The following is a 21,985-nucleotide window of genomic DNA, read 5'->3' as shown; positions in this document are numbered from 1 at the left end:
GCATTTAAAAATAAATGCTGGCAAACACTCGAATAACATCAGCCGAGAATTGATACAAAGGCTCTTCACCTATCGGCGCTTGCTGCTGTAAATCTCTAAAATTGTGATAATCAAAATCTATTCTGTCCCACTGCACACTCATTTCTGCTGGCCAATCAAAGGGTTGATAAGCTTTAGGTACAATATAAGTTAAACTTGCACCAACTGTGGTGTCGGTAAATTCACTGAGCTCCTTATCGCGAGCCAAGTAGTTTTGTGCGTTGCGATATGGATATAAATCTTGATAAAACTCAGCTTGAGTTTGCTCATAGCGGCGAGTTTTTAATTCAAATTCCCAGTCAGTAAAAATTGGCTGGCGAAATAAAATTTCGTAATCAGACGCTTGAATATCCCAGCTGTCTTTAAAACCACGATAACTGATCATAACTGCGGCTCGCCAAGGCAGAAAATAACGTAGTGATAATTTACCAGCTAGAGAGTTACGCGTATCTGGGTAAACCTCTGGTTGATAACCCACACCAGATTCAGACTCTTCATCAATAAAACGTACAGCTCGATATGGGTTGTTTAAAAAGCCGTTGGAAGCGATTGCTTCTAATTCAAAACTCGCAATTAAATTAGAGGTTAGGATTTGACTGATGCCAGTACGTACCCGGTAACTTTGGGTTTGCGCGATAAAGTTATCATCGCCATTGCGCTTTACCTCATCATCCCCATACGAAATACCAAGTTGAACTGTTGTCAGATCACCAAAAGTATCGTGTGATACATTAAAACTAACTGACTGAGCTAGATAATCATTCTCTTCACTTTGACGCAGCGATAAGGTCATTTGTGTTTTGTTATTTAGGTATTCAAAGCCTAAATTAAGTTCGTCACGTTCTTCTTCATATGGGCTGGCGGTGCTCATAACATCAACCGATGCTGAACTAATGGTATCGGCGTAATAAAAAGCACTGACGGCAAATGACTCAGAGGCTTTTTTGCGAATAAGCACTGCTGGGCCATCTATTTTCATGCCGCCACCTTCATAGCTATGGTACATAACTTCAACTTTATCATCTTCCAACACAGCGGCTTTAACTGTGCTAGATAACAACAGAGTAATCAGCAATAACTGCATGAGGTTGAACAAAGGTTTAGTTACAGCCACAACCACCGCCTCCAGTACCTTCTGCGCCACGCGCAGCTTCCCTTGCTTCGTATACGTGCGCAGCATGGCTTGCAGCTATACCATGTCGATTTGCACTCATGATAGGATCAGCCAAGTTTTGCCGCTCGTACGGCTGCACCCAAGGTTTTATTGAGCTGCAGCCAGAAAGAGCGCTGCAGCCAGCTAATAAAACCACTAAGGCCAATTTATTCACGAATAAGCCGTTTAATTGCTTTAGCATATTTCTTTTCATAACCTGCTTTATATCCTTTAAATTCGGCTCTTACTTTGCCATCTCTATCAATTAAAATTGTTGTTGGCATAGCGGCTACATCATAAGCTGCGGTTACTGTGTTTTCGCTATCAAACATAATAGGGAAAGACACTTCAATTTCTTTTAAAAAACCTTTGCCTGGCTCTGGGTCTTGCTCAACATTTACGCCCCAAACAGCAACCCCTAAATCACTAAATTGTTGGTGTAAATCTTCAAGCGCTGGCATTTCTTTACGGCAGGGGCCACACCATGATGCCCAAAAATTCAGCAGGATAATTTGCCCTTTTTGTTCCGACAGTTTGACGTTTTCACCCGAAACTGTTTTTAACGTAAAATCTGGTGCTGGTTGGTTTTCTTCTAGTGCCCATGCGTTGTTTGCCACAGCCAATAAACTGATGGATACAAGCGCAGCTTTACAGCCTTTTTTAAATTTATTCATGTAGTTATTTATCGCTAAAGTCATTTTGCAACCCGTTAAAAATAAAATGAAAATCCAGTATTAAAACTCAAGTTGTGGGTGGTTTTATTCACACCAGTAATTTGAGTATCAAAAATTAAGTTTTGCATTGAAATATCCCAAGCCAGCCAGTCGGTTAAAAACACTCGAAATTGACTCGCCACGGCTAATGCGAATTGGTCTTGCCCAGCAAATTGTACGTTTCCCCCTCCCAGTTCGAAGGAAAATGCACTATTAAATGCAAGTTCTGGGGTAATAAACACTTCGCCTGGCATTAAGTTATAACCGACATTTAGCCCATAATATTTCAGCTTTCTTTGCTCATCGTCTAACAAAGGCGAAACCCCGGCGAGTCTGTCAAAGCTAGTTAACCCCCCTTCACCTTGCGCGTAATTAGCCTTAAAGTAGAAAAACTCGTTTAAGTGATAACTTAAATTGGCTTGATACCAAGTGTCTGAGCCAAAGTCTTCAATACTTAAAAAGCCCACCTGCACACCAATAGAAAAATTTTCATCGTCGAGCTTATCTAGCGTTATCTCGCGAGTTTGATTATCTTCATCAGCTTGTACTTGTGTAGCAAACACCATCAGTGCTAATACACAAGCCATAGGCAAAATTTTGTTTAGAAAAATGCGCTTATCCCAAGTTTCCATATGGTTAAATCTTCATTTAAATCACGATCTGTTAATGCCAAAGCTTGTTGTGCTTCAGCGCGAATGACAAAATTTCTTGCCAGATGATATTTCAAACCAAACGCCGCTAACATTAGCGTATGGCTGCGTGTTTCTGCTTGTGCCAATACCGAATGAGGCTGAATATGCATATAACCGCCACCAGCTGATACATATGGTGTTACCGTCCAGTCAGGGAATAAATGCATAGTCAGTTGTAAACTATAAATATCACTATTAGAACTTTGCCCTAAAACCTTACCTGCAGTTAGCTCGGCCGCAACACTTGCGTCAAACTGATAGCTCAAATTTAAGCTGTAATACGTCGCTTCTTGCATTTGCCCAAACAATACTCCGATTTCCCAATCACGCGCTAAATAATCATCTTGGTTGATTGCCAAGTCTGATATTTTTTGCGTTGCTGTAGTTAATTTTTTAAACGCTTCGATGTGCACCCAGCCTGTATTTTGACGGCGATCTATAACTTTTATCCAATCACCTCGTTTTCGCTCTATGCTTAAGACTTCACCTTTTTCAATTACATTGGTAACTGGATACGCCCAGCCTGGGCCAGAATGTAATTCGACAAAAGCTACATTGACTTCAAGTGTATTGCCTAGTTCACTGCTAATTGCTTGCGCATTTACCCAAACAGGCAAGCTGATAAACATCAATAAAATCAGTGCCAATTGTTTAATCATTTTATCCATACTTTGCATAGTTAACTGTTATTCCTTTATTGTGGATAAAATGGGTTGTTGTAATACTGACCGCCCAAATCTAACCACTCAGCTATCAGCCTTAACTCAGCTGGGGTTAGCATATTTGTGTGATCAACTGTTTGTGCATCGGCGTCAAATTCATTGAATAATTGGAAGAATCTAGCGCTACTGCGCGCCCCTGATGTCGATAAAATATTTCGCACTGTCACAGTGGTTAACACAGGGATTGGCTGCTCATTCTCGTCCAAAATCAATTCTCCTTCTTCATCCACTTCAAATACAAGATTACCTTCACCATCAGTTTGTTGAATGAGTCTATCTTGCAAAATCCCCTCAACTACCTCTTGTTCAACATCGTTAAACATAAGTTCTCGATAGCTGGTAAAGTGTCTTGCTTGCTGCGGAGATGCACTATCAGTTAACTCAAGTTGACCCGGTGGAACTTGCGCTAGACCATCAGCATCCTGTGGAGCATGACATGCCGAACATTGATTATTGGCAATTACTACAGGGTTTTCATCATCAACAGTTGCCGGGTCAAATACTTCACGTGATAAATCCCAAATAGGCTGAATATGCCAAGGGTAGTTAATTGAAATTCGGCAATAAAATTGCCATTGGCTAAAACACACAACACCATCAGGTTGCAGGGTTTGTAAATCTGCATAAGTTAAATTTATCTCATTTAACTCAGGTTGCGCTGCAGCATTGTTAGTGTCAGTCCACACGTTGGTTAATTGCATATCGGCTTTAACAGCCTGTGCGCCTAACAGCCGCCATTTAGCTTGCGCCATTGTTTCGCCAATTTCTGCGCTTAAATCTGTTTTGCCGCCATTAAAAGCACCAGAAGCAGTTACACCTGAGTTAATAGGTTCAACTTGGCTATCAAGTCTTCCATGGGTTGAAGGATTACTTCTGTCATGACAACCAGTACATTGCAGAGTTTCGCCTGCAACTAAACTTATCCAATGGTTATGCCGGCTACCCACTCGTTGACCATTTTGGTCGACTAAACTAAGCATAAAAGGTGTATTAGCTGGCAAAGTTACTTTTACCGAGCCATCTGGTTCAATTGGCGCATAACCAATAATTTCACGCATCAACTGCCCACCACTGCGGCCAAAGTCGGTTCCCATAACATTACGAACTTCTCGTGGCGGCATAGGCACACCTCGAATAAATCGGACAAATTTAACTGGCATATTATTTTGATTGTGCAAAGTTAAATCTTGTAACTGGCCTATTGAACTGCCGTAATCAAGCTCTCCGTCCATATCAAACACACTGGCGATATCTAATACAGCTAAGTTTTCCGCAGCTAGTTCTGGCGTAAGATTATCATCGGTATTTTTAATTGCCGGCGATGAATATGCTTGCATTACAAATGCTTGTTCAATAATTTGGTTGTCCGCTTGGCCTGCTAATTCACTTCTATTAACCAACTGCTGAGTTTTATTGGTTGGATCGTACAACCACAATTCATAGGCAGGTTGGGCTAATTGATATTCCTCTGCTGCTATGTCTTTAACTTGTTGACAAGTTTTGATTTTTTCTTGGTGAATGACCCGGCATAAACTCAAACTTAACAATAAACGACCACTGCCGTCTTGCATTGGGAATACATCAGCGAGTTGTCCCGAATAAGCGCTTAAGTCTTCATCTGCCAAATTAAAATCAAAATTAAATTGACTCAACAGAGGATATTTTTGCGTCGATTCTGTCGAGACTTCTTCTGCAGCTATATCCAAATTATCTTCAACATACTCATTTATATTTAAAACCATTGGAATGGTTTTAAACTCATCATCGCCCTCTTGCTCGGCTAGCCATATTAAATTGCCATCATCCATATTGATAAAACGGCGAAATTGACTGGGCAATTGCAAGTTTTCATTGATATTGTGTTGGTCAGTAGACCAACCATACACATAGGAGTTTTCGGTACCGTCCGGGTTTACTCGATATAAGCTGATACGATCGTTACTATTGGTATCCCAGCGGTTATATAAAATGCTGCCATCTTGCAAAATATGCGGGTACAAATCATGATTCATATTAAAAGTGATTTGCTGAATATTTTGCCCTAAATCATCCATAACATGCAGATTTATTGAAGTCGCGTTACGTCTGTCATTTAACGCTAGATACTGCGGACGACCTTCATCAAGCAACAAAGCTTTTGAAGTCTGCTGACGGGTAGAAGCAAAAACAATGCGGCCATCAGGTAAATATTTAGCGGCAAAATCATCTGCCAAATTAGCAATTTCATCACTTTGAATAATGGGATAAAAAGTTTTACTCGAATGCTGATACGACCAAATATTCCAAGTTTGTTGCTCGTTTAACTCTTCAACATCATCGCCGGTAAATTGTACTTTTAGCGAAAAGAGTAACTCATCGCCATTTGGCGCTAAGGTTAAATCTTTAATATCGACTATGGCGTTTTCACCAAAATATTGTAGAAAAAAATCGTCGCTGATATTCGTCGCTTTAGATAAAACTGAGGCGTTGTGCTTAAGCCAAATAGCTGCACCTGGGTTAAATTTGGTCGGATTTAAAAACTCATGGCTGGCTTGAATTGTTTGCTCGTCAAGCAAATAGCTGGCGCTGCGTTGTAAAAACACCACAGGGTATTCAACCAACACAGGATCTAATTGTTTTCCTGACTCATCATTTGTTTGCGTGTCTTGTGTACACCCAAGCAAAAGAAGAAATGTCAGCGCGACTCCGCTACAACTCAAAACCGGATTCATGCTTAATTCCTTTAATCCTTTTCTATATCTACAGAATTATGCACCTAAGTGCGTGTCCAAATTTACCTAAAACATCGTGCCTATTGAACATACGCTAGAGTATAATTTTCGCAAAACCGCTGTGAATACAATCCCTGTACGCTTCGCTTTTTCGTCCCTGAAAAAGAAATTTTGCTCTAAATTATATCTCTACCATATGTTCAAAGAATCGGGCATCGATATATGTTGAATGTGCTCCAATTGTCCGCACACGATGGATAGCAACAACTCAAATATCTAATTGGATATGTACTAGAAATATGATTAGGAGCAAAACTTCAATCGCCATGGATGGCGTTTGTGAGCGTACAAGGACGTATTCACAGCGTTTTTGCGATAATCATGTTCTAGTGCTTATCCAACTGCACCACTCCGATACTTGAAGCTTAAAGCACCAAATGATTGCAACTAAAAGCTCAAACTGGATACGTACTAGCAATATGGTTAGGAGCAAAACTTCAATCGCCATGGATGGCATTTGCGAGCGTACAAGGACGTATTCACAGCGTTTTGCGATAATCATAATCTAGTGCTTATCCAACTGCACCAAGCCGACAATCAATAAAAATCATTTTTAGGTTAGTAGATAATTAAATAAGAAGCTAGCAAACTAATTCACAATTTTGCCAACTAGGTCAAAATAATTTTCTACAACTAAGCTACACTTATCTCCAAGCTACATGAAAATGATGTTAGCAATAGTAAAAACGTAGTTTCTAACGTCACGGAGACAATAGAATGTTTAAAAATGGTCAAAGGATGAGGTCTATCAAGACTTTATTAATTACAGCAAGCTTGATCTTACCCGCCTATGCTGGGTCGTTAGAGCAAGCTCAATATATTCACAATCGCCTTGCTGGCGTGCCAGCATCAGCAGAAACTTTGTTGCAAATGCAAAGTTTGATTGAACAAGATGATGTGCAAGCAGCGGCCGCTATCGCGGTCGAACATCCAGATTTTTATCGAGTAACACTCAAATTATTTGCATCCCCTTGGACAAATATCGACCAAGATATATACGAGCCACTTAACGACTACAGCGCAACAGTCATCGGCATGGTAAGAGACGATGTCGATTTTCGCCAAGTGCTACAAGCTGATCTAGTATATACAGCGGATACAACTAAAGTTACCGCACCAACCTATCAAGTAAATAACAACAATCACTACCAAACACTTGATGAACAAGCAGTTGACCTAAAAGCAAACCTAATCGCCCGCACTCAATCAGAATTAACCGACTTACCGAGTGAAGCAACTGCCGGTATTTTAACCTCACGCGCAGCCGCCAAAGCCTACTTCTATTTAGGTACAAATCGAGCCATGTTGCGCTTTACCTTAATGAATCATTTATGTACCGATTTAGAGGCACTAAAAGACAATACTCGCCCTGCCGACAGAATTCGCCAAGATGTCAGTCGCAGTCCAGGTGGCGATAGCCGTTTATTTTTAAATAACTGCTTAGCTTGTCATTCAGGGATGGATCCTCTAGCGCAGGCTTTTGCCCGCTACGATTATCAATTTGATCGTGATACAGATCCTGAAGGTGAAAATGGGCAAATAATTTATAGCGACACTGTAGTTGGTAAATACCATATCAATACAACTACCTTCCCTTACGGTTTTAGCACACCAAATGACAACTGGGATAACTTTTGGCGACAAGGCATCAATCAAAAACTTGGCTGGTCGCCAGCTCTTTCGGGGTCAGGCCAAGGTGCAAAATCTTTAGGCGAAGAACTGTCAAACAGTAAAGCCTTTGCTACTTGCCAAGTGAAAAAAGTATTTAATTCTGTGTGTTTGCGCCCTCCAGCAACCGAAGCAGATAATACCCAAGTGAGCAGCTTAACCGACAGTTTTATTAATAACGGATACAAACTCAAACAAACCTTTGTTGAAGTAGCCGAATATTGTTCAAAGGAGAGTGAATAATGTTGTATCGGAATTATAAAAATTTGCTCTGCGCGGCGAGTTTAGTATTGCTAAGCGCATGTGGTGGCGGTGATGTAGCAGAAAATCCACCACCTATTAAACAACCAGACACCACAACCTACCAAGGCCCAGCACCTATTAATCAAGAAGTGCAGAACTTCAAAATTGCCGTGTGGGATAATATTTCTAGCCAAAACCGTTGTGGTGGCTGCCATACCCCAGAAACGCAGCAGCCTTATTTCGCAAGCCGTGAAGATGTAAACCAAGCCTTCACCCAAGCCAGTTTATTAGTTGATTTAGCCAAACCAGAAGATTCGCGTTTAGTTACCAAAGTGTCTAGCGGCCACCATTGCTGGTTAAGCTCAGATCAAGCTTGCGGCGAAACCATGACCCAATGGATTAAACTTTGGTCAGACGATAGAGTGGAACAAAGTAACCAATTGGATTTAACCGCTCCAGCTGAAAAGCTCCCCGGTAGCAGCTTAGCTTTTCCCGATGACGAAACTTTGTTTGTTGAGCATATTTACCCAATTACCAGCCAGTTTTGTTCGAACTGCCATAACCCAAGTGCACAGTTTCCGGTTTCACCATTTTTTGCCAGTAACGATGAAACTCAAGCTTATCAAGCAGCACAAAAAGCGATTAATTTAGACCAAATAAATCAATCTCGTTTAGTTGTCCGTTTAAGCCAAGAATTCCACAACTGTTGGAGTAACTGTGGTGACAATGCCAACCAAATGCGCAGCGCAATTGAAAGTTTTGTCGCTGAGTTAGACACAAATGATATAGATGAAAATTTATTAGCCTCTCGCGCACTCGCAATGACAGATGGCATAGTGTCAGCGGCAGAAGGTCGCTACGAGTCAGACTTAATCGCATTATACGAGTTTAAAGCCGGTGAAGGTTTGCAAGCTTTTGACACTTCGGGCATAGAGCCTGCGGCCAATTTAACCTTTTATGGCCCTGTTGAATGGCTTGGTGGTTGGGGCATAGATTTAAAAGGCGGCCGCGCACAAGCAAGCACAGCCGGCAGTAAAAAATTCCACCAGCTAATTTCATTAACCGGAGAGTTTTCAATTGAAACTTGGGTTACCCCAGCCAATGTTGTGCAAGAAGGTCCAGCGCGCATTATCAGTTATTCAGCCAACGATAATGAGCGAAACATAACCCTTGGACAAACCCAATACAATTATGATTTTATGTTGCGCCACAGCGAATCAGATAACAATGGTGCCCCTGCTCTCAGTACACCTGATGCAGACGAAATACTGCAAGCGAGTTTGCAGCATGTGGTGTTAACCTTTGATCCGATAAATGGACAAAAAATTTACGTTAACAATCAATTAGTCGCCGATGGCAATGCTGAACAATTAGCTTTAGGTACATTATCAAACTGGGATTCAAGTTATGCGCTGATGTTAGGTAATGAAGCCACAAACAATCACCCTTGGTTGGGTCAGGTGCGATTATTAGCTGTATATAACCGTGCGCTATCACAAGAAAGCATCACAAAAAATTATGATGCAGGTGTTGGTGAAAAGTTTGTACTGCTGTTTTCAGTCGGCCATTTAATTGATTTAGCCGATAGTTACATTATGTTTGAAGTCAGCCAATTTGATAACTACAGCTACCTGTTTGCTACACCTAAATTAGTTAATTTATCGGGCGCAAGTTTAACAACAGACCTCAACATAAAAGGTTTACGCTTAGCCATTAACGGCCGCGACACTTCAGTTGGGCAAACCTTTATAAACTTGGATGTGAACCTAACCAGTGGCACTAATTTAACTGAACCTGTTAGCTTATCTGAGCAAGCCAGTTTATTGGCTATCGAAAAAGGTTTTACCCAAGATGAGTTTTTCTTAACCTTCGATAAAATTGCAGAACATACTTATGCCCGCAGCGAACCAGCCATTAGCGAAGAACAAGCTAGTACAAGTTCAACTGAATATTCAAAAATTGCCTTGCGTAACTTTGCGGAAATCAGCGCGAGTATGAGCCAATTAACAGGTGTAAGCGAAAGCACAAGCTCAGTTGCTAATTTGTACCACACTATCAAGCGCCAACTACCAAATATAGAATCAATTGATATTTTTGTTTCAGCTCAGCAAATGGCAATCACTCAACTTGGCATTGCCTATTGTGATAGCGCTTTAAACGATGAACAAATTCGCAGCAATTGGTTTGGCACATTCGATTTTAATCAATCACCCACAACCACATATGCGGAAGCAAATCGAACAAACTTTATTGATAACTTATTGGGTAAATTAATGCCACTTGCTAATGCAGACACACAGCCGCTTGATCAACCAAGCAAAAGCGAAGTTGCTACTGAAATTAATAATTTAATCGACAGATTAAGCCAATGCGCAACCAATGGCACGAACGGCAGCAGCACGTGTGCGGCAGATAGAAGTTTAACCATAGCAAAAGCCAGTTGTACCTCTGTGCTTGCTAGTGCAGCGACCTTGCTGCAATAAGCCTGAAGGATAAGGACAAGCAAAATGAAAAAAAGACCTTTTCATGTAGATGCACCAATTTTACATTCAGACCATAGCAAACCCGTTTCGCGCCGCGACTTTATCGCCTCAGGGTTAAAAACGGGTGCGCATGTTATTGGCGGTTTGTCGGTATTTAGTTTATTTGCTAACCCAACAAAAGCATTTGCGGAGCTATCAGGCGATTTACAAACCTTGCGCCAATCTTGCGGCATTAATGTACAAGGTGCCGGTAAAATTCCGTTTATTGCGTTTGATTTAGCTGGCGGTGCCAATATTGCAGGTTCTAACGTATTAGTAGGTGGTCTACGCGGCCAACAAGATTTTTTATCAACCGCTGGTTATAACAAGCTAGGTTTACCAGGCGATATGCTGCCAGGGCAAAACCTAACCAATACAGATTTAGGTTTAGCCTTTCATTCAGACTCGCAATATTTACGCGGTATTTTAGAGCGCTGCGACGCCGCTACAGTTGAAAACATTAATGGTGCAGTAATCGCCGCTCGCTCTGAAAATGATACGGCGAATAATCCGCATAACCCTATGTATGCAATTGCAAAAGCTGGCGCGGATGGTTCGTTATTATCGTTAATTGGTTCGCGTAATACAGATTCGGGTGCAAACTCTATGGCACCACTTGATTTTATCGATTCGAATAAAAGGCCAACTAAAGTAGACAGACCGTCGGACGTGACAGGCTTAGTTGATATTGGCGATTTATTTGCCCTACTCGACCAGCAAGATGCAGTTGCGGTAATGGAGAGCATTCAACGCATCAGCGCACAAAAACTCAATAATGTATCTACGGGCATTAGCCGTGATGAAGTGATTAAAGATTTAATCAACTGTGGTTATGTTAAAAGTGCCGATTTAGCCGATAGATTTGGTGATACCTCAACTCTCGACCCAGCAGCAGATCCCGACATTGTTGGCGCAGCAGGTGTATTTAGCAGTGATGAATTTTTGAATGACAGAGAATTTCAAAAAACCGCATCTATTATGAAGCTAGTGGTTAATGGTTATGCCGGTGCTGGCACTGTGACTATGGGCGGTTTTGATTACCACACAGGTGAGCGCGGCACAGGCGAAATGCGAGATTTACGCGCAGGCCGCTGCATGGGCGCATGTTTAGAATATGCCGCACGTAAAGGCAAACCTTTAATGTTATATGTTTATTCTGACGGCTCGGTTGCCAGCAATGGCCGCATAGACGATTCAGAAGAAGGACGTGGCAAAGGTGAATGGACTGGCGATAACTCATCAACCGGTGCTGCGTTCTTTTTGGTATATAACCCAACGGGCCGTGCGAGCTTAATGGGGTCAAGCATTGAAGATCAGCTAAGGCACCAACAAATTGGTTTTATGCGCCCTGATGCTTCAGTCGAAACCGCATCTAGCCCAGCTGCCAACAATGTAAATTTATTAGTGCAAACTGTATTGCTTAACTATATGGCACTGCACGGTGAACAAGCTGATTTTGCCAATGTGGTGACGAATCAGGGTTTAGGCAACGCGGCAATGTTAGATAGATTAACCGCGTTTCAGCCTTTGGATTTTGGGGTTAATATATAAGCTTATACGCCCTAGGTGTTCCAGCTGGTAAATCAGAAATTTCGCTAAACTGAAAATTTTTGCGTTTATCGACTTTGTCCACTACATTTTGGGAGACTAAAATCTCCCAAGATTTAGCTGTATCTTCACCTAATTTACTCGCAGCGTTAACCTCGCGACCGAATACGTCTTGACCGCCTATAGATAAAATCTCTCCATAACCTATACCAATACATGGAATAATATGTTCGTTGGCAGGCCGTTCTAGATTATATTTTTTTGAGTCTTCCATCATGTCTAAAGCACATTGAATAGCTTTTTTAGGCTTTTTGAAAATTATTAATAAACTATCCCCTTCGGTTTTAATCAATATCCCGTCGTTTTCATCAACACAGTGAAGAAATATGCGTTGCGATTCGTAAATAACTTGCAAGAAATGGGTGATACCAAAATCGCTGACCGAGCGCGAAAAACCGGTTAAATCAGTGAACATAATTGCCCATGTTTCTGCAAATAAATCTTCAATTCGCTCATCAATTTTGGCTTTGTCTGCATCAGTCGTGCATGCAATACGCTTTTTTATTAACTGCGATAAACGATCGCTATACCCGCTGTTGGCAATATGTGTATATAAACTTAAAGACATTGAAAACTCTCGCTTGTGTAATTTCTTATAACATGCGCACTAACAATTTTATCTAGGTAGCATTTCTCAGCAAAAACTGTTGGCAGTGTTTATTGCTCTATTAATAAGTATAGATTTTTTCAAAAAAGGGGCAATGCAGCCGAAAAGCCATGACTACACAATCACATAGGACTGCAAATACCTAGTATTATTTGTATATGACCATATCAGACAATAAACCTTTGTCGAGAGGAACGTTCCGAGCAAATGACCTTGGTGTAAAATTATTGCTGTTGTGCTCTTCTGTCAGTAGACCCATTACCTGATAAAGCTCAGCCACTAACTCGCTGCAAAATACTGTGTCTAAATTTTCTTCTTTATTATTTAGCCACTTAAAACAAGCTCTCAACATTTCGAGCTTTCGCGTTTCAAATTGCCTATCAATAAAATGAAACTGCGCCAATTTTAGTTGGTACATATCGTCATCTGAAAATTCAACACCTTTTAAATGGCGCACACCAATTTTGCCTCGATAACTTATCATTCGGTCTGATAATGGGGTCATAATGACACTGCCCATCTTGCCACTAGACTCAAGGATTATCGGTTCATAGTTATAACACTGAGGTCGAATAACCATGGCGACGTGTGACCACTGACAAAATTGAACCACTTTAATTGTTCGTGAAATATAGTCTTTCCCGCTAAAAAATATCAGATCACCATTATTTAGCGTGTTAACAATATTTATTTTGCTTAGAAACACTGGCGCCCTCCTGACTGGTATTTGATTTAGCTATAGGAGCTGATGGAAAATGACTGTAATTCTCGTCCATCCAATAAATTGAGCCTATACATTTGGGAAAAAGAGTTGGACTTGATGTATTAGATAATACACATTACAGCTCAATAAAATAACCCCTTATTTTAATGTTCGGAGTACAATTCACGAAACTGTGGTAATAAGACAAATAAACAAGATTTAAGCAACGCGGCAATGTTAGATAGATTAACCGCGTTTCAGCCTTTGGATTTTGGGGTTGGTGTATAAACTACGCCATACCCAAGGCGCTTTTAATCTTACCAAACAATGTAGGTGCAGAGCTTGGTTTAGCGGCTTGTGCATCCTTCATTGCTTCAATCATAGTGGTAGCGAGAATGGTGTAAGCTGTTACCCAGGCTTCTTTGACTTCATCATTCCAGTCGTCACCTAATCCCTGCTCTAACGTCCACAATAGTGCATCGGCAACTATTGGGAAGTGTTCTTCTTTCACACCATAATCTATGTGTTTTACGCCGAGTTGTTGCACTACTGGTACTATGGCTTCTAGGTTGGATAAACCATTTACAGCCAAACCAATTGTTTGCATCAACTTTTTGCCCTGCTCGGCCATGTCGGTTGATTTAAACATAGGTTTTACTTGAGGGGCTATCTCAAATAGTCGACCATAAAATAATTCTGCTGCTTTTTCTGCAATTGGTGCAACTTTAGCGAATGATTGTTGAACGAGTTGTACTTGAGTTTGATTCATAATTGTCTCCTTGGCTTGTTGACCTATTAACTAGAGCAATTAATATACCAAACAGGTAAGTTACTATTTTTCAATAAGTTAAACAAACCCCTGCTTTTAAATTATTCAATTGTGGTATTTTTTATGCCACTTTTGGTTCAATAGTTTCTTTATGGTGCATTCTGTTGATGGAGCCAAGTTAGTTAGTGGATAGACCTTTAGAGAAATACATATTTAAATCATCATCAATGGCTATGGCCTCATAACCAACAAACTGATCTAATAATTTAAATCCTTGCTCTTTGCCTAAAATAAATAAGGTGGTTGAAAGTGCATCTGTGGTCATAGCGTCTGGACCAATAACCGAAACGCTTACAAGCCCCGTCGCTGATTTGCCCGTTTTAGGATTGAGAATGTGGTGATACCTTTGGCCATCTTCAATAAAATAGCGCTCGTAGTCTCCTGAAGTTGAAATTGCTTCGCTAGCCAATGGCAACAGAGCGGCTTGTTTATCTGCTTGTCTTGGGTGCTTTATCGCCACCAGCCAATTTTGTCCAAACTTGTCGCCCAACAATCCGGTGTCACCACCCGCATTTACCAGCGCATGTTGCACACCGGCTTGCTTAAGTATGTTCAAACAAGTTTGCACCGCAAAACCCTTAGCGATGCCACCTAAATCTATTTTTGTACCTTGTTTTAAAAAACGAATGGTCGATTGTTGTTCATCCAATAAAATATCTTGGTAATTGATAAACTGAGCCGCTTGCTGCAACTCTTTATCTGATGGCTTAATATGTTCACGATATTGATATAAATGCCCAGCGCTAGCAAAGGTAATATCAAAAATACCCTCGCTTAATTGTGCTATGTGTTGGGCTTTAGTAATAACAGTCAGTAGTTCATTCGATATTTTAAGTGGCTGAGCATAAGCTTGTTGATTAATTAACGACAATTCACTAGCTGGTTTATAAGGGCTCATGCTTTCATCCACCCCCTGCATTACAGCCACAAGTTGCTGTAACAATTTTTGTGCTTGTGGATCAGGCATTTTATCTGGTTGGTAAAACCGAATTTCCGCCGCTGTACCCATTACATTAAATTTATGCTCGAGCCACTTTGCATTCACAGAGCTGATAGATAAACAAGCGATAAAAGCACAAGTTGTGAGTAAAATTTTAACCAATTTATTCATAAATTATTTGCGCTATCCTGCTGCGTAATTTTGGTAATGTTTGTTCAACAAACCAGTTATTTTTATTTAACCAGATATTATTACGCGGGCTTGGGTGTGGCAAATTAAACAGCTCAACTGCTGGCAACTTTGCATTAATTTTAGTCTGTAACATCCCCTGCTTCACATTGTCAGTTACACCTAAATCATCTTCTTTTAAATAATATTTTTGCGAATATTGGCCAACTAATAACACCAAGTGTAAACGTTCGAATATATCCAAAATTGTATTATGCCAAGTGGGTGCGCAAGCTTTTAGTGGCGCTTTATCACCTGAGCCATTTTTTTGTTTGCCTGGGTAACAAAAAGCCATTGGCATAATCGCAAAGTTTTCAGCTTGATAAAATTGCTCATCTGTTACACCTAACCACTCGCGTAAACGCTTGCCGCTCGTATCGGCAAAAGCTCTATTGTGTTTATGCGCTTGCAATCCGGGCGCCTGGCCAATAATGAGTATTTTGGCTTGAGCTGATAATTGCACTATCGGTTTTGGCGACAACGGCAACTGTGTCTGACATAAAGTACAGCTGGTTATTTGCCGATATAACTCTATATTTTTTGATGCTGTTTGCAATGCAAATCCTTAAAAACGAACAAAGCGGCCATAGCCGCTTTGTTAATGCAAAAACGTAATTTAAAACTAAATTCAGCTTAACATTAAATCTGCTTTGGTATTGCTGCTATATACCTGTTTATTAGTTTGACGATGACAAAAGGCTCTAGTGCTTTTTGGATAATGTAAAACCAATTCGGTTGTTTTGTTTGCTAGCCCTAAATGCCCTGCTTCATTCAGCCAATAATGTCCTTTAGCTAATTTGTGTTTACTGTGTTGCTGGCAAAAATATGCCTCTTGTTGACACAGTTCACGGCCATTAATAAAAACCCCCGAGTGACCATTGGAAGCATTGGTAAGCACTTTATTATTCACTAACCCTTTCTGGGTCTGGCCGATTGCGGCTTGGTTGGCTAGTCCCCATAAGCCTGATTCAGCATCATACCAATAATGGCCTGCTTGAATGTCGTACCCCAATTTCATTTCAATATGTTCAATTTGTTCAGCAGATAAAACTTGTTGGTTGATGACAACTTCTTTACTAACACTATAAAAACTTAATAAACAGAAAAAGATAAAAAATGCGCGTTTGAAAATATTCATAATAACCTCTACTACTGGAAAAATGCTGCATCTGGCAGCTGACGAAAGAAAGGAAAAGGTGATATACCCAAGCTACTTGAAGATGCATGTTTCAGAGCTATCACAGCGTTTTTAGTACAAGGCATGTTAATGAAGGAATGTAGGCACCTTTCAAATTAACATAACGCAGTAATAGAAACGCTGTGAAGCTCCCGAAGGGCAAGGCTAAAAAGCATTTATACTGCGTTATTGATTTTGAAAAGGGATAACCATTATCTTCAATCAATGCCTTGTCTAAATGCTTTTTTATCTCTTGCTGAAATCTCGCATCTTCAAGTAGCTTGGGTATATTAGGTTTGATTAAATTGTAAGCAACTGCAGGCTAAATACAAGCCTGCGGTAAGTTTGTTTGGTTATAACTCAATAATAAAAATAGCTAATCAACTAGAGTTGGCGCTTGATAAATACTCTGGGGTGAATGCACAAGTATTGCATCACTGATTGGATATTTTATTTGAAATACCTGTGGGTTTTTAGCGCCCTGTACAGCAAACCTGTATTTTTGATTTTTGGACACCTTAGCATAAACAGTATGTGAACTGATATCTATGTAATAAAGATACGGATTTAACCAATTCTGATACTTCATACTATCTTGTTGATTGAATCCAACAAAAGTGATTATATCGCCGTTTTGCATAGCATTTTTTAGCTCTACCGCATTTAAAGGATACTCATCCAGCATGGCAAAAGTTTGAATTAGTGGATCGATAAACACCCACTTATTCAATTCAGACAAATAGGCTTCAGCTACTACATGACCTGCACCAAACTCTCGGCTTTCAACATCTTCGGTCATTAATCCCAGTATTCGAGTTGGGAAGCCAAGTGAATTCAATACAGCCGTAGCGACAATGGCATATTCAACACAGCGAAATGAATGCCCTTGCTGAGCTAAACGCAGTATTTCTATAGCGTCATGGGAGTTAGCTTGATTTGCACCATCATGCTGCCACTGCTGACCAACCCATTTTGCAATCGCTTCGATTTTACTTATTTGGGACACGCTATCGGCAAAACGCGTTTCCAACTCAAACTCATTCCTTAATTTAGTTAAATACTCGTTGCTAGTTGAGCTGAAATAAAACTTGTTCATCCCGTTATTCTTCTTGTTATTTATGAAACTTGTATCAGCTTATTTGTTCAATGCCTCTAGCCAATCTGAGGCTTGTTGTTGATTCGCGCCAGTTAACTCTCGGTACAACCTCATTGCTTTAAGTTTATTGTCAGAACGAACAGCATTAAATATTTCGGGGGTTAATACCGCGTCACCATGCGGTATTAAATTCTGTAGTTGAGCTAATTGAGCAACTTGTTTTTCTAATTGACTAATGCGCTTGTTTTGCCTGTCTAATAAAAGCAACAAAACAGGTAAAAAGCCACAGGCTAGCGGCAATAACCAAGTAAATTCAGTGGAATCCATAGTACTTCCTTATACGTTTCGAGAAATTAAAATATTAGTCTATCGTTTAGATTCCAGCAAGGTTACTGTAATCTGAAAACGACTTCTACGCTGGCATTAACATCCGTTGTTCCAGGTTGGCTCGCGCTATCACTACGCATTAATTTCATTTCAGCGACAGCATAGGGGCGATATCCTCCTTGCTCGGTAATTTGCATTGCTCTGCCGAGTTTGCCACCAGCGCTTTCAGCAAGAATCTGCGCCTTAAATCTAGCTTGTTCAACTGCTGCTGCGAGCGCTTGATTATATAAGTTTTGGTGATTGGAAACATCGGCTTGAACATTACCTACTCGTGTTGCACCAAGTGCCAAAGCGCTGTCGATAAGTTGATCAAAAGTATCCCAATTTTTAATTTCTACCGATAAGGTACGACTCACAACAAACCCGTCTTGAATTTGCTTGCGTGTATCTTTATCGTATTCGTAAACTGGCTGTATTGATAAATCAAAGCTGCTCACTTGGCTATTTTTTATTCCAAGGTTAATCCAGCGTTTAAGTATTTTGTCAGTATTGAGATCAACTATGCGTTTGGCTTGGCTAACACTGTTGTTTTTTTCTTCTACATAAACTTTCAGCGATAGTTTATCCGGGACTGCTGGCACACTGGCGCTGGCATTTACACGTACCCAATTCTCAGTTTGAGTGGATAAATGATTTTGCGCATTACAAGCTATTAAAAAAGCGGGTAAAACGAGCATTGAGATCCAGCTAATAGCGTGTTTTTTATAAGTTTCGATATTCATAAATTTGTTTATCCTGTAAATGAAGCGAGCAACAAAAATGCTGATTTTGGGAGATGGATTGGGGATAATTTAGAGCAAAATCTCTTTTTCAGGGATGAAAAAGCGAAGCTTACAAGGATGTACTTGCAGCGTTTTTGCGATAATTACCCCAAGCCTTCGACCATGCCACGTAATTTTTAAACAACTAAGCACTCCACACTCTTGCATAAGTCCCCATTAAATCATGCTAAGTTCCATACTCCCCAGCGGAAGTTTGTTACCAATTGTAAATCACACAGTTTTATAACTAATTCTAACCGCTAAGCAAAAAACCAATAACACACTAAAATTGCACTGGAAATCCCAGCCATATCAGCAATCAAACCACAGCTTATTGCGTGGCGGGTGTATTTAATGCCAACGCTGCCAAAATAGACAGCTAATACATAAAAGGTGGTTTCGGTAGAGCCTTGCATCACACTCGCCACACGGCCAGCGAATGAATCGGCACCATGAGTATTCATAGTTTCAACCATCATGGCACGAGCTCCACTACCAGATAGAGGTTTTAATAAACCTGTAGGTAGCGCTTCAACAAATTGGCTATCGCCATTAAACAATTGCACTAACCATCGCACGGCCGACAAAATACCGTCTAACATGCCACTGGTGCGCACAGCAGCGATAGCGACTAACATAGCAACCAAATACGGAATAATTTGCACTGCAACGGAAAAGCCTTCTTTAGCACCTTCGACAAAATAATCATACGCAGCGAGCTTTTTATAACCAGCGACTGCCAACACTAAACAGATAAAAGACAACAACAAGAAATTTGCCCAAAAAGATGACATTTCAGCTAACTGAGTGGCGGATAAAGTTAACATATAGCTGATAACAGCAGCCGCTAGTGCAAAACAGCCCGCAAAGATTACTAGCGGCTTTAATTTAAATAACGGCAATTTTTGCACTGTCGCCACAGCAATAATACCGGCCAAGGTTGAAGCAAGTGTTGCGAGTAAAATTGGCATAAATACGTCGGTTGGCATAGCCGCACCAGCTTGTGCTCGGTACATAAATACGGTCACTGGAAAAATAGTGACCGAAGAAGTGTTCAGCACTAAAAACATAATTTGTGCATCGCTTGCTGTGTCTTTTTGGATATTGTGCTGCTGCAAACTTTGCATGGCTTTTAAGCCAAGTGGCGTTGCAGCATTATCTAAACCAAGCATATTGGCTGCTAGGTTCATCGAAATATGCCCTTGCGCTGGGCTATTGGCAGGTATGCTTGGCATTAATACTCGAAACACAGGTGACATAAAATGGGCAAGTTTATCTATTAACCCTGCTTTTTCGGCAATTTTGCTTAAGCCCAACCAGAAAGCGAGTAAGCCGATTAAACCAAGCGATATATCCACACTTAATTTGGCCATATCAAATATTGCTTCAACCATACGACCAAATATATTGGCATCTTGATTAAATATCGCGCCCCCGCAGGCGTAAACAAATGCGCTTAAAATAAACGCCAGCCAAATTCTATTTAACAAACATCACTCCTTGTTAGGATCACAAGACAATTTGCGCTATATTTACGCCACAACAGACTAACCGAAAGCTTCTTGTGAACAAAGCGCTATTACCCGACCACTTTATCAATTTTATTACCCCATGTTTACCCAGCCACCTGAATTTACAAGATTTTATTGACTATTGTGGCAAACCGCTGCGCAAGAGCATTCGAGTCAATACACTAAAAATTTCAACCGAAAATTTTGTTGAAAAAGCACGTCAGCAAGGTTGGCAACTAACACCTATTCCTTGGTGTAAAGATGGTTTTTGGTTACAAAGGCCTGATGAACAAGAGCAGCAAATACAACTTGGCAATACGCTGCCACATTTAACCGGCGAGTTTTATATTCAAGAAGCCAGCTCAATGCTGCCTCCGGTAGCTTTGTTGTATAAACAAGGTCAAGAACTCGATTTAACCTGTTTAGATGTTGCTGCTGCGCCTGGTTCAAAAACCACACAAATGGCTGCGCTGCTCAATAATCAAGGTGTGATTGTTGCCAATGAGTTTTCATCTAGCCGAATAAAAGTATTATCCGCCAATGTTCAGCGCTGTGCCGTAACCAACACAGCACTTACCCACATGGATGGGCGTATGTTCATTCACTTGAAAGAGCAATTTGATGCGATTTTATTAGATGCACCATGCTCGGGTGAAGGCACTGTGCGTAAAGATGTTGATTCAATGAAAAATTGGACTGAGCAAAGCGTTCACGATATTGCTACCGTTCAGCGCGATTTAATTGATGCTGCATTTCACGCCCTCAAACCAAATGGTGTGATGATTTATTCAACCTGCACTTTAAACCAGATTGAAAACCAGCAAGTGTGTTTGTGGTTAAAAGAACAGTACGGTGATGCGGTTGAATTTGAAAGTTTGGCTGATTTATTTGAAGGCGCAGAAAACAGTACAACTGCTGAAGGCTTTTTGCATGTATGGCCGCAAATTTACGACTCAGAAGGTTTTTTTGTTGCACGTATTCGTAAAACAGCGAGTGTTGGGCATCAACTAGACAATCCATTTGCAAGGTTAGGTCAATTTCCATTTAAACCTTTGAGCAATAAAAACAGCCAAGAACTACATGCTTTTTTATCGTCTCAATTCGCCATGGATGACTTCCCTCTTGAAGCTTGCAGCCAACGCGAAACGAAAAAAGCGCTAGAAATTTGGTACTTTCCACCAAAACTCGAAGCGCTTAAAGGCAAAGTAAAATTTGCCCGCGTTGGCGTTAAATTAGCCGAACTAGCTAAACATGGTTTCAAACTAGAGCATAGCCTAGCAATTAACTTTGCCCAGTTGGCGAACAAACAAACTCAAGAGCTGAATGCAGAACAATGCCAAGCTTATAGGCAAGGCAAAGATATCGACGGTGATTTTGCTAAGCTTAAAAAAGGTGAAGTAATAGTTTGTTACCAAGGCCAAGCGCTCGGTTTTGCAAAAAAATTACCAGATAGACTTAAGAATCAACTACCGCGCGAACTAGTGAGAGATCACCTAAATTTTAGTGACTACGTGTAAAACAAGTCTTGGTGAGTTGAAATTTTTGAATATTAACAGATAAAGTAATAAAAATTAAAAACTCCCAAAAATCCAAAGTAACGTTAACAGAAATGAAA

20 protein-coding genes are annotated in these 21,985 nt (G+C 40.5%); 4 read left to right on the top strand and 16 right to left on the bottom strand.

From position 1 onward, the window contains the following. Positions 1–4: 4 nt before the first annotated feature. The 6 genes from ACMZOO_RS16290 to ACMZOO_RS16265 are packed head-to-tail and all read right to left on the bottom strand — an operon-like array spanning position 5 to position 6,030. On the bottom strand, positions 5–1,153 hold the full coding sequence (locus tag ACMZOO_RS16290; protein ID WP_440904356.1) for a DUF3570 domain-containing protein: 1,149 nt from the start codon (positions 1,151–1,153) through the stop codon (positions 5–7). Next, on the bottom strand, positions 1,140–1,367 hold the full coding sequence (locus ACMZOO_RS16285; RefSeq protein WP_440904355.1) for a DUF4266 domain-containing protein: 228 nt from the start codon (positions 1,365–1,367) through the stop codon (positions 1,140–1,142). Before ACMZOO_RS16285 ends, ACMZOO_RS16290 begins: the two co-directional genes overlap by 14 nt. Continuing rightward, the gene (locus tag ACMZOO_RS16280) at positions 1,360–1,890 is read right to left on the bottom strand and encodes a peroxiredoxin family protein (RefSeq protein WP_440904354.1); all 531 of its coding nucleotides are present in this window, start codon (positions 1,888–1,890) and stop codon (positions 1,360–1,362) included. The genes ACMZOO_RS16285 and ACMZOO_RS16280 overlap by 8 nt, the downstream gene beginning before the upstream one ends. An 11-nt stretch (positions 1,891–1,901) precedes the next feature. After that, entirely contained in the window at positions 1,902–2,537 is a 636-nt protein-coding gene (locus tag ACMZOO_RS16275) for an outer membrane beta-barrel domain-containing protein (RefSeq protein WP_440904353.1), read from the bottom strand. Then, the gene (locus ACMZOO_RS16270) at positions 2,507–3,274 is read right to left on the bottom strand and encodes an SH3 domain-containing protein (RefSeq protein WP_440904352.1); all 768 of its coding nucleotides are present in this window, start codon (positions 3,272–3,274) and stop codon (positions 2,507–2,509) included. Before ACMZOO_RS16270 ends, ACMZOO_RS16275 begins: the two co-directional genes overlap by 31 nt. Before the next feature lie 17 nt (positions 3,275–3,291). Beyond that, the gene (locus tag ACMZOO_RS16265) at positions 3,292–6,030 is read right to left on the bottom strand and encodes a hypothetical protein (RefSeq protein WP_440904351.1); all 2,739 of its coding nucleotides are present in this window, start codon (positions 6,028–6,030) and stop codon (positions 3,292–3,294) included. 798 nt (positions 6,031–6,828) lie between these two features. Between ACMZOO_RS16265 and ACMZOO_RS16260 the strand changes: the two genes are divergently transcribed. The 3 genes from ACMZOO_RS16260 to ACMZOO_RS16250 are packed head-to-tail and all read left to right on the top strand — an operon-like array spanning position 6,829 to position 12,074. Then, positions 6,829–8,001, top strand: coding sequence for a hypothetical protein (locus ACMZOO_RS16260; RefSeq protein WP_440904350.1), 1,173 nt, complete (start codon positions 6,829–6,831; stop codon positions 7,999–8,001). Continuing rightward, positions 8,001–10,484, top strand: coding sequence for a LamG domain-containing protein (locus ACMZOO_RS16255; RefSeq protein WP_440904349.1), 2,484 nt, complete (start codon positions 8,001–8,003; stop codon positions 10,482–10,484). The genes ACMZOO_RS16260 and ACMZOO_RS16255 overlap by 1 nt, the downstream gene beginning before the upstream one ends. Before the next feature lie 24 nt (positions 10,485–10,508). Beyond that, a complete protein-coding gene (locus ACMZOO_RS16250) occupies positions 10,509–12,074 on the top strand; it encodes a hypothetical protein (protein ID WP_440904348.1) in 1,566 nt (521 codons plus the stop codon). Here ACMZOO_RS16250 and ACMZOO_RS16245 read toward each other — a convergent pair. The 10 genes from ACMZOO_RS16245 to ACMZOO_RS16200 form a co-directional block, all read right to left on the bottom strand. Continuing rightward, on the bottom strand, positions 12,064–12,699 hold the full coding sequence (locus ACMZOO_RS16245) for an adenylate/guanylate cyclase domain-containing protein (RefSeq protein WP_440904347.1): 636 nt from the start codon (positions 12,697–12,699) through the stop codon (positions 12,064–12,066). The genes ACMZOO_RS16250 and ACMZOO_RS16245 overlap by 11 nt on opposite strands. Before the next feature lie 187 nt (positions 12,700–12,886). Next, positions 12,887–13,444: a YiiX/YebB-like N1pC/P60 family cysteine hydrolase gene (locus tag ACMZOO_RS16240; protein ID WP_440904346.1), complete on the bottom strand. Its 558-nt coding sequence runs from the start codon at positions 13,442–13,444 to the stop codon at positions 12,887–12,889. 286 nt (positions 13,445–13,730) lie between these two features. After that, a complete protein-coding gene (locus tag ACMZOO_RS16235) occupies positions 13,731–14,210 on the bottom strand; it encodes a globin family protein (protein ID WP_016957239.1) in 480 nt (159 codons plus the stop codon). A gap of 178 nt (positions 14,211–14,388) precedes the next feature. Next, positions 14,389–15,381 carry an FAD:protein FMN transferase gene (locus ACMZOO_RS16230; RefSeq protein ID WP_440904345.1) on the bottom strand — a complete coding sequence of 331 codons (993 nt, stop codon included), beginning with the start codon at positions 15,379–15,381 and terminating at the stop codon, positions 14,389–14,391. Continuing rightward, positions 15,374–15,994 carry a uracil-DNA glycosylase family protein gene (locus ACMZOO_RS16225; RefSeq protein WP_440904344.1) on the bottom strand — a complete coding sequence of 207 codons (621 nt, stop codon included), beginning with the start codon at positions 15,992–15,994 and terminating at the stop codon, positions 15,374–15,376. The genes ACMZOO_RS16230 and ACMZOO_RS16225 overlap by 8 nt, the downstream gene beginning before the upstream one ends. A 72-nt stretch (positions 15,995–16,066) precedes the next feature. Beyond that, positions 16,067–16,576, bottom strand: a complete 510-nt coding sequence (locus ACMZOO_RS16220) for a hypothetical protein (protein WP_440904343.1) — start codon at positions 16,574–16,576, stop codon at positions 16,067–16,069. A gap of 415 nt (positions 16,577–16,991) precedes the next feature. Beyond that, a complete protein-coding gene (locus ACMZOO_RS16215) occupies positions 16,992–17,711 on the bottom strand; it encodes a transglutaminase-like domain-containing protein (RefSeq protein WP_440904342.1) in 720 nt (239 codons plus the stop codon). 39 nt (positions 17,712–17,750) lie between these two features. Next, the gene (locus ACMZOO_RS16210; RefSeq protein ID WP_440904341.1) at positions 17,751–18,038 is read right to left on the bottom strand and encodes a hypothetical protein; all 288 of its coding nucleotides are present in this window, start codon (positions 18,036–18,038) and stop codon (positions 17,751–17,753) included. A gap of 62 nt (positions 18,039–18,100) precedes the next feature. Next, positions 18,101–18,820 carry an SIMPL domain-containing protein gene (locus tag ACMZOO_RS16205; RefSeq protein ID WP_440904340.1) on the bottom strand — a complete coding sequence of 240 codons (720 nt, stop codon included), beginning with the start codon at positions 18,818–18,820 and terminating at the stop codon, positions 18,101–18,103. A 299-nt stretch (positions 18,821–19,119) separates the two neighbouring features. Continuing rightward, positions 19,120–20,349 carry a nucleoside recognition domain-containing protein gene (locus ACMZOO_RS16200; RefSeq protein WP_440904339.1) on the bottom strand — a complete coding sequence of 410 codons (1,230 nt, stop codon included), beginning with the start codon at positions 20,347–20,349 and terminating at the stop codon, positions 19,120–19,122. Between the two features lie 74 nt (positions 20,350–20,423). Here ACMZOO_RS16200 and rsmF point away from each other — a divergent pair, with 74 nt between their 5' ends. Next, positions 20,424–21,887, top strand: coding sequence for a 16S rRNA (cytosine(1407)-C(5))-methyltransferase RsmF (gene rsmF, locus ACMZOO_RS16195; protein ID WP_440904338.1), 1,464 nt, complete (start codon positions 20,424–20,426; stop codon positions 21,885–21,887). The last annotated feature ends 98 nt before the right edge of the window (positions 21,888–21,985 follow it).

Origin of the sequence: Catenovulum sp. SX2 (genome assembly GCF_052056295.1) — a bacterium.
Lineage (GTDB): Bacteria > Pseudomonadota > Gammaproteobacteria > Enterobacterales > Alteromonadaceae > Catenovulum.
This window is presented reverse-complemented; position numbering and strand designations above follow the sequence as displayed.

Excerpts from the sequence above, each read along its gene's own strand:
- ACMZOO_RS16210 (WP_440904341.1), bottom strand. The coding sequence starts at position 18,038 with ATGGATTCCACTGAATTTACTTGGTTATTGCCGCTAGCCTGTGGCTTT.
- ACMZOO_RS16205 (WP_440904340.1), bottom strand. The coding sequence starts at position 18,820 with ATGAATATCGAAACTTATAAAAAACACGCTATTAGCTGGATCTCAATG.
- ACMZOO_RS16215 (WP_440904342.1), bottom strand. The coding sequence starts at position 17,711 with ATGAACAAGTTTTATTTCAGCTCAACTAGCAACGAGTATTTAACTAAA.
- ACMZOO_RS16260 (WP_440904350.1), top strand. The coding sequence starts at position 6,829 with ATGAGGTCTATCAAGACTTTATTAATTACAGCAAGCTTGATCTTACCC.
- ACMZOO_RS16230 (WP_440904345.1), bottom strand. The coding sequence starts at position 15,381 with ATGAATAAATTGGTTAAAATTTTACTCACAACTTGTGCTTTTATCGCT.
- ACMZOO_RS16250 (WP_440904348.1), top strand. The coding sequence starts at position 10,509 with ATGAAAAAAAGACCTTTTCATGTAGATGCACCAATTTTACATTCAGAC.
- ACMZOO_RS16280 (WP_440904354.1), bottom strand. The coding sequence starts at position 1,890 with ATGACTTTAGCGATAAATAACTACATGAATAAATTTAAAAAAGGCTGT.
- ACMZOO_RS16220 (WP_440904343.1), bottom strand. The coding sequence starts at position 16,576 with ATGAATATTTTCAAACGCGCATTTTTTATCTTTTTCTGTTTATTAAGT.
- ACMZOO_RS16255 (WP_440904349.1), top strand. The coding sequence starts at position 8,001 with ATGTTGTATCGGAATTATAAAAATTTGCTCTGCGCGGCGAGTTTAGTA.
- ACMZOO_RS16265 (WP_440904351.1), bottom strand. The coding sequence starts at position 6,030 with ATGAATCCGGTTTTGAGTTGTAGCGGAGTCGCGCTGACATTTCTTCTT.
- ACMZOO_RS16235 (WP_016957239.1), bottom strand. The coding sequence starts at position 14,210 with ATGAATCAAACTCAAGTACAACTCGTTCAACAATCATTCGCTAAAGTT.
- ACMZOO_RS16275 (WP_440904353.1), bottom strand. The coding sequence starts at position 2,537 with ATGGAAACTTGGGATAAGCGCATTTTTCTAAACAAAATTTTGCCTATG.
- ACMZOO_RS16245 (WP_440904347.1), bottom strand. The coding sequence starts at position 12,699 with ATGTCTTTAAGTTTATATACACATATTGCCAACAGCGGGTATAGCGAT.
- ACMZOO_RS16270 (WP_440904352.1), bottom strand. The coding sequence starts at position 3,274 with ATGCAAAGTATGGATAAAATGATTAAACAATTGGCACTGATTTTATTG.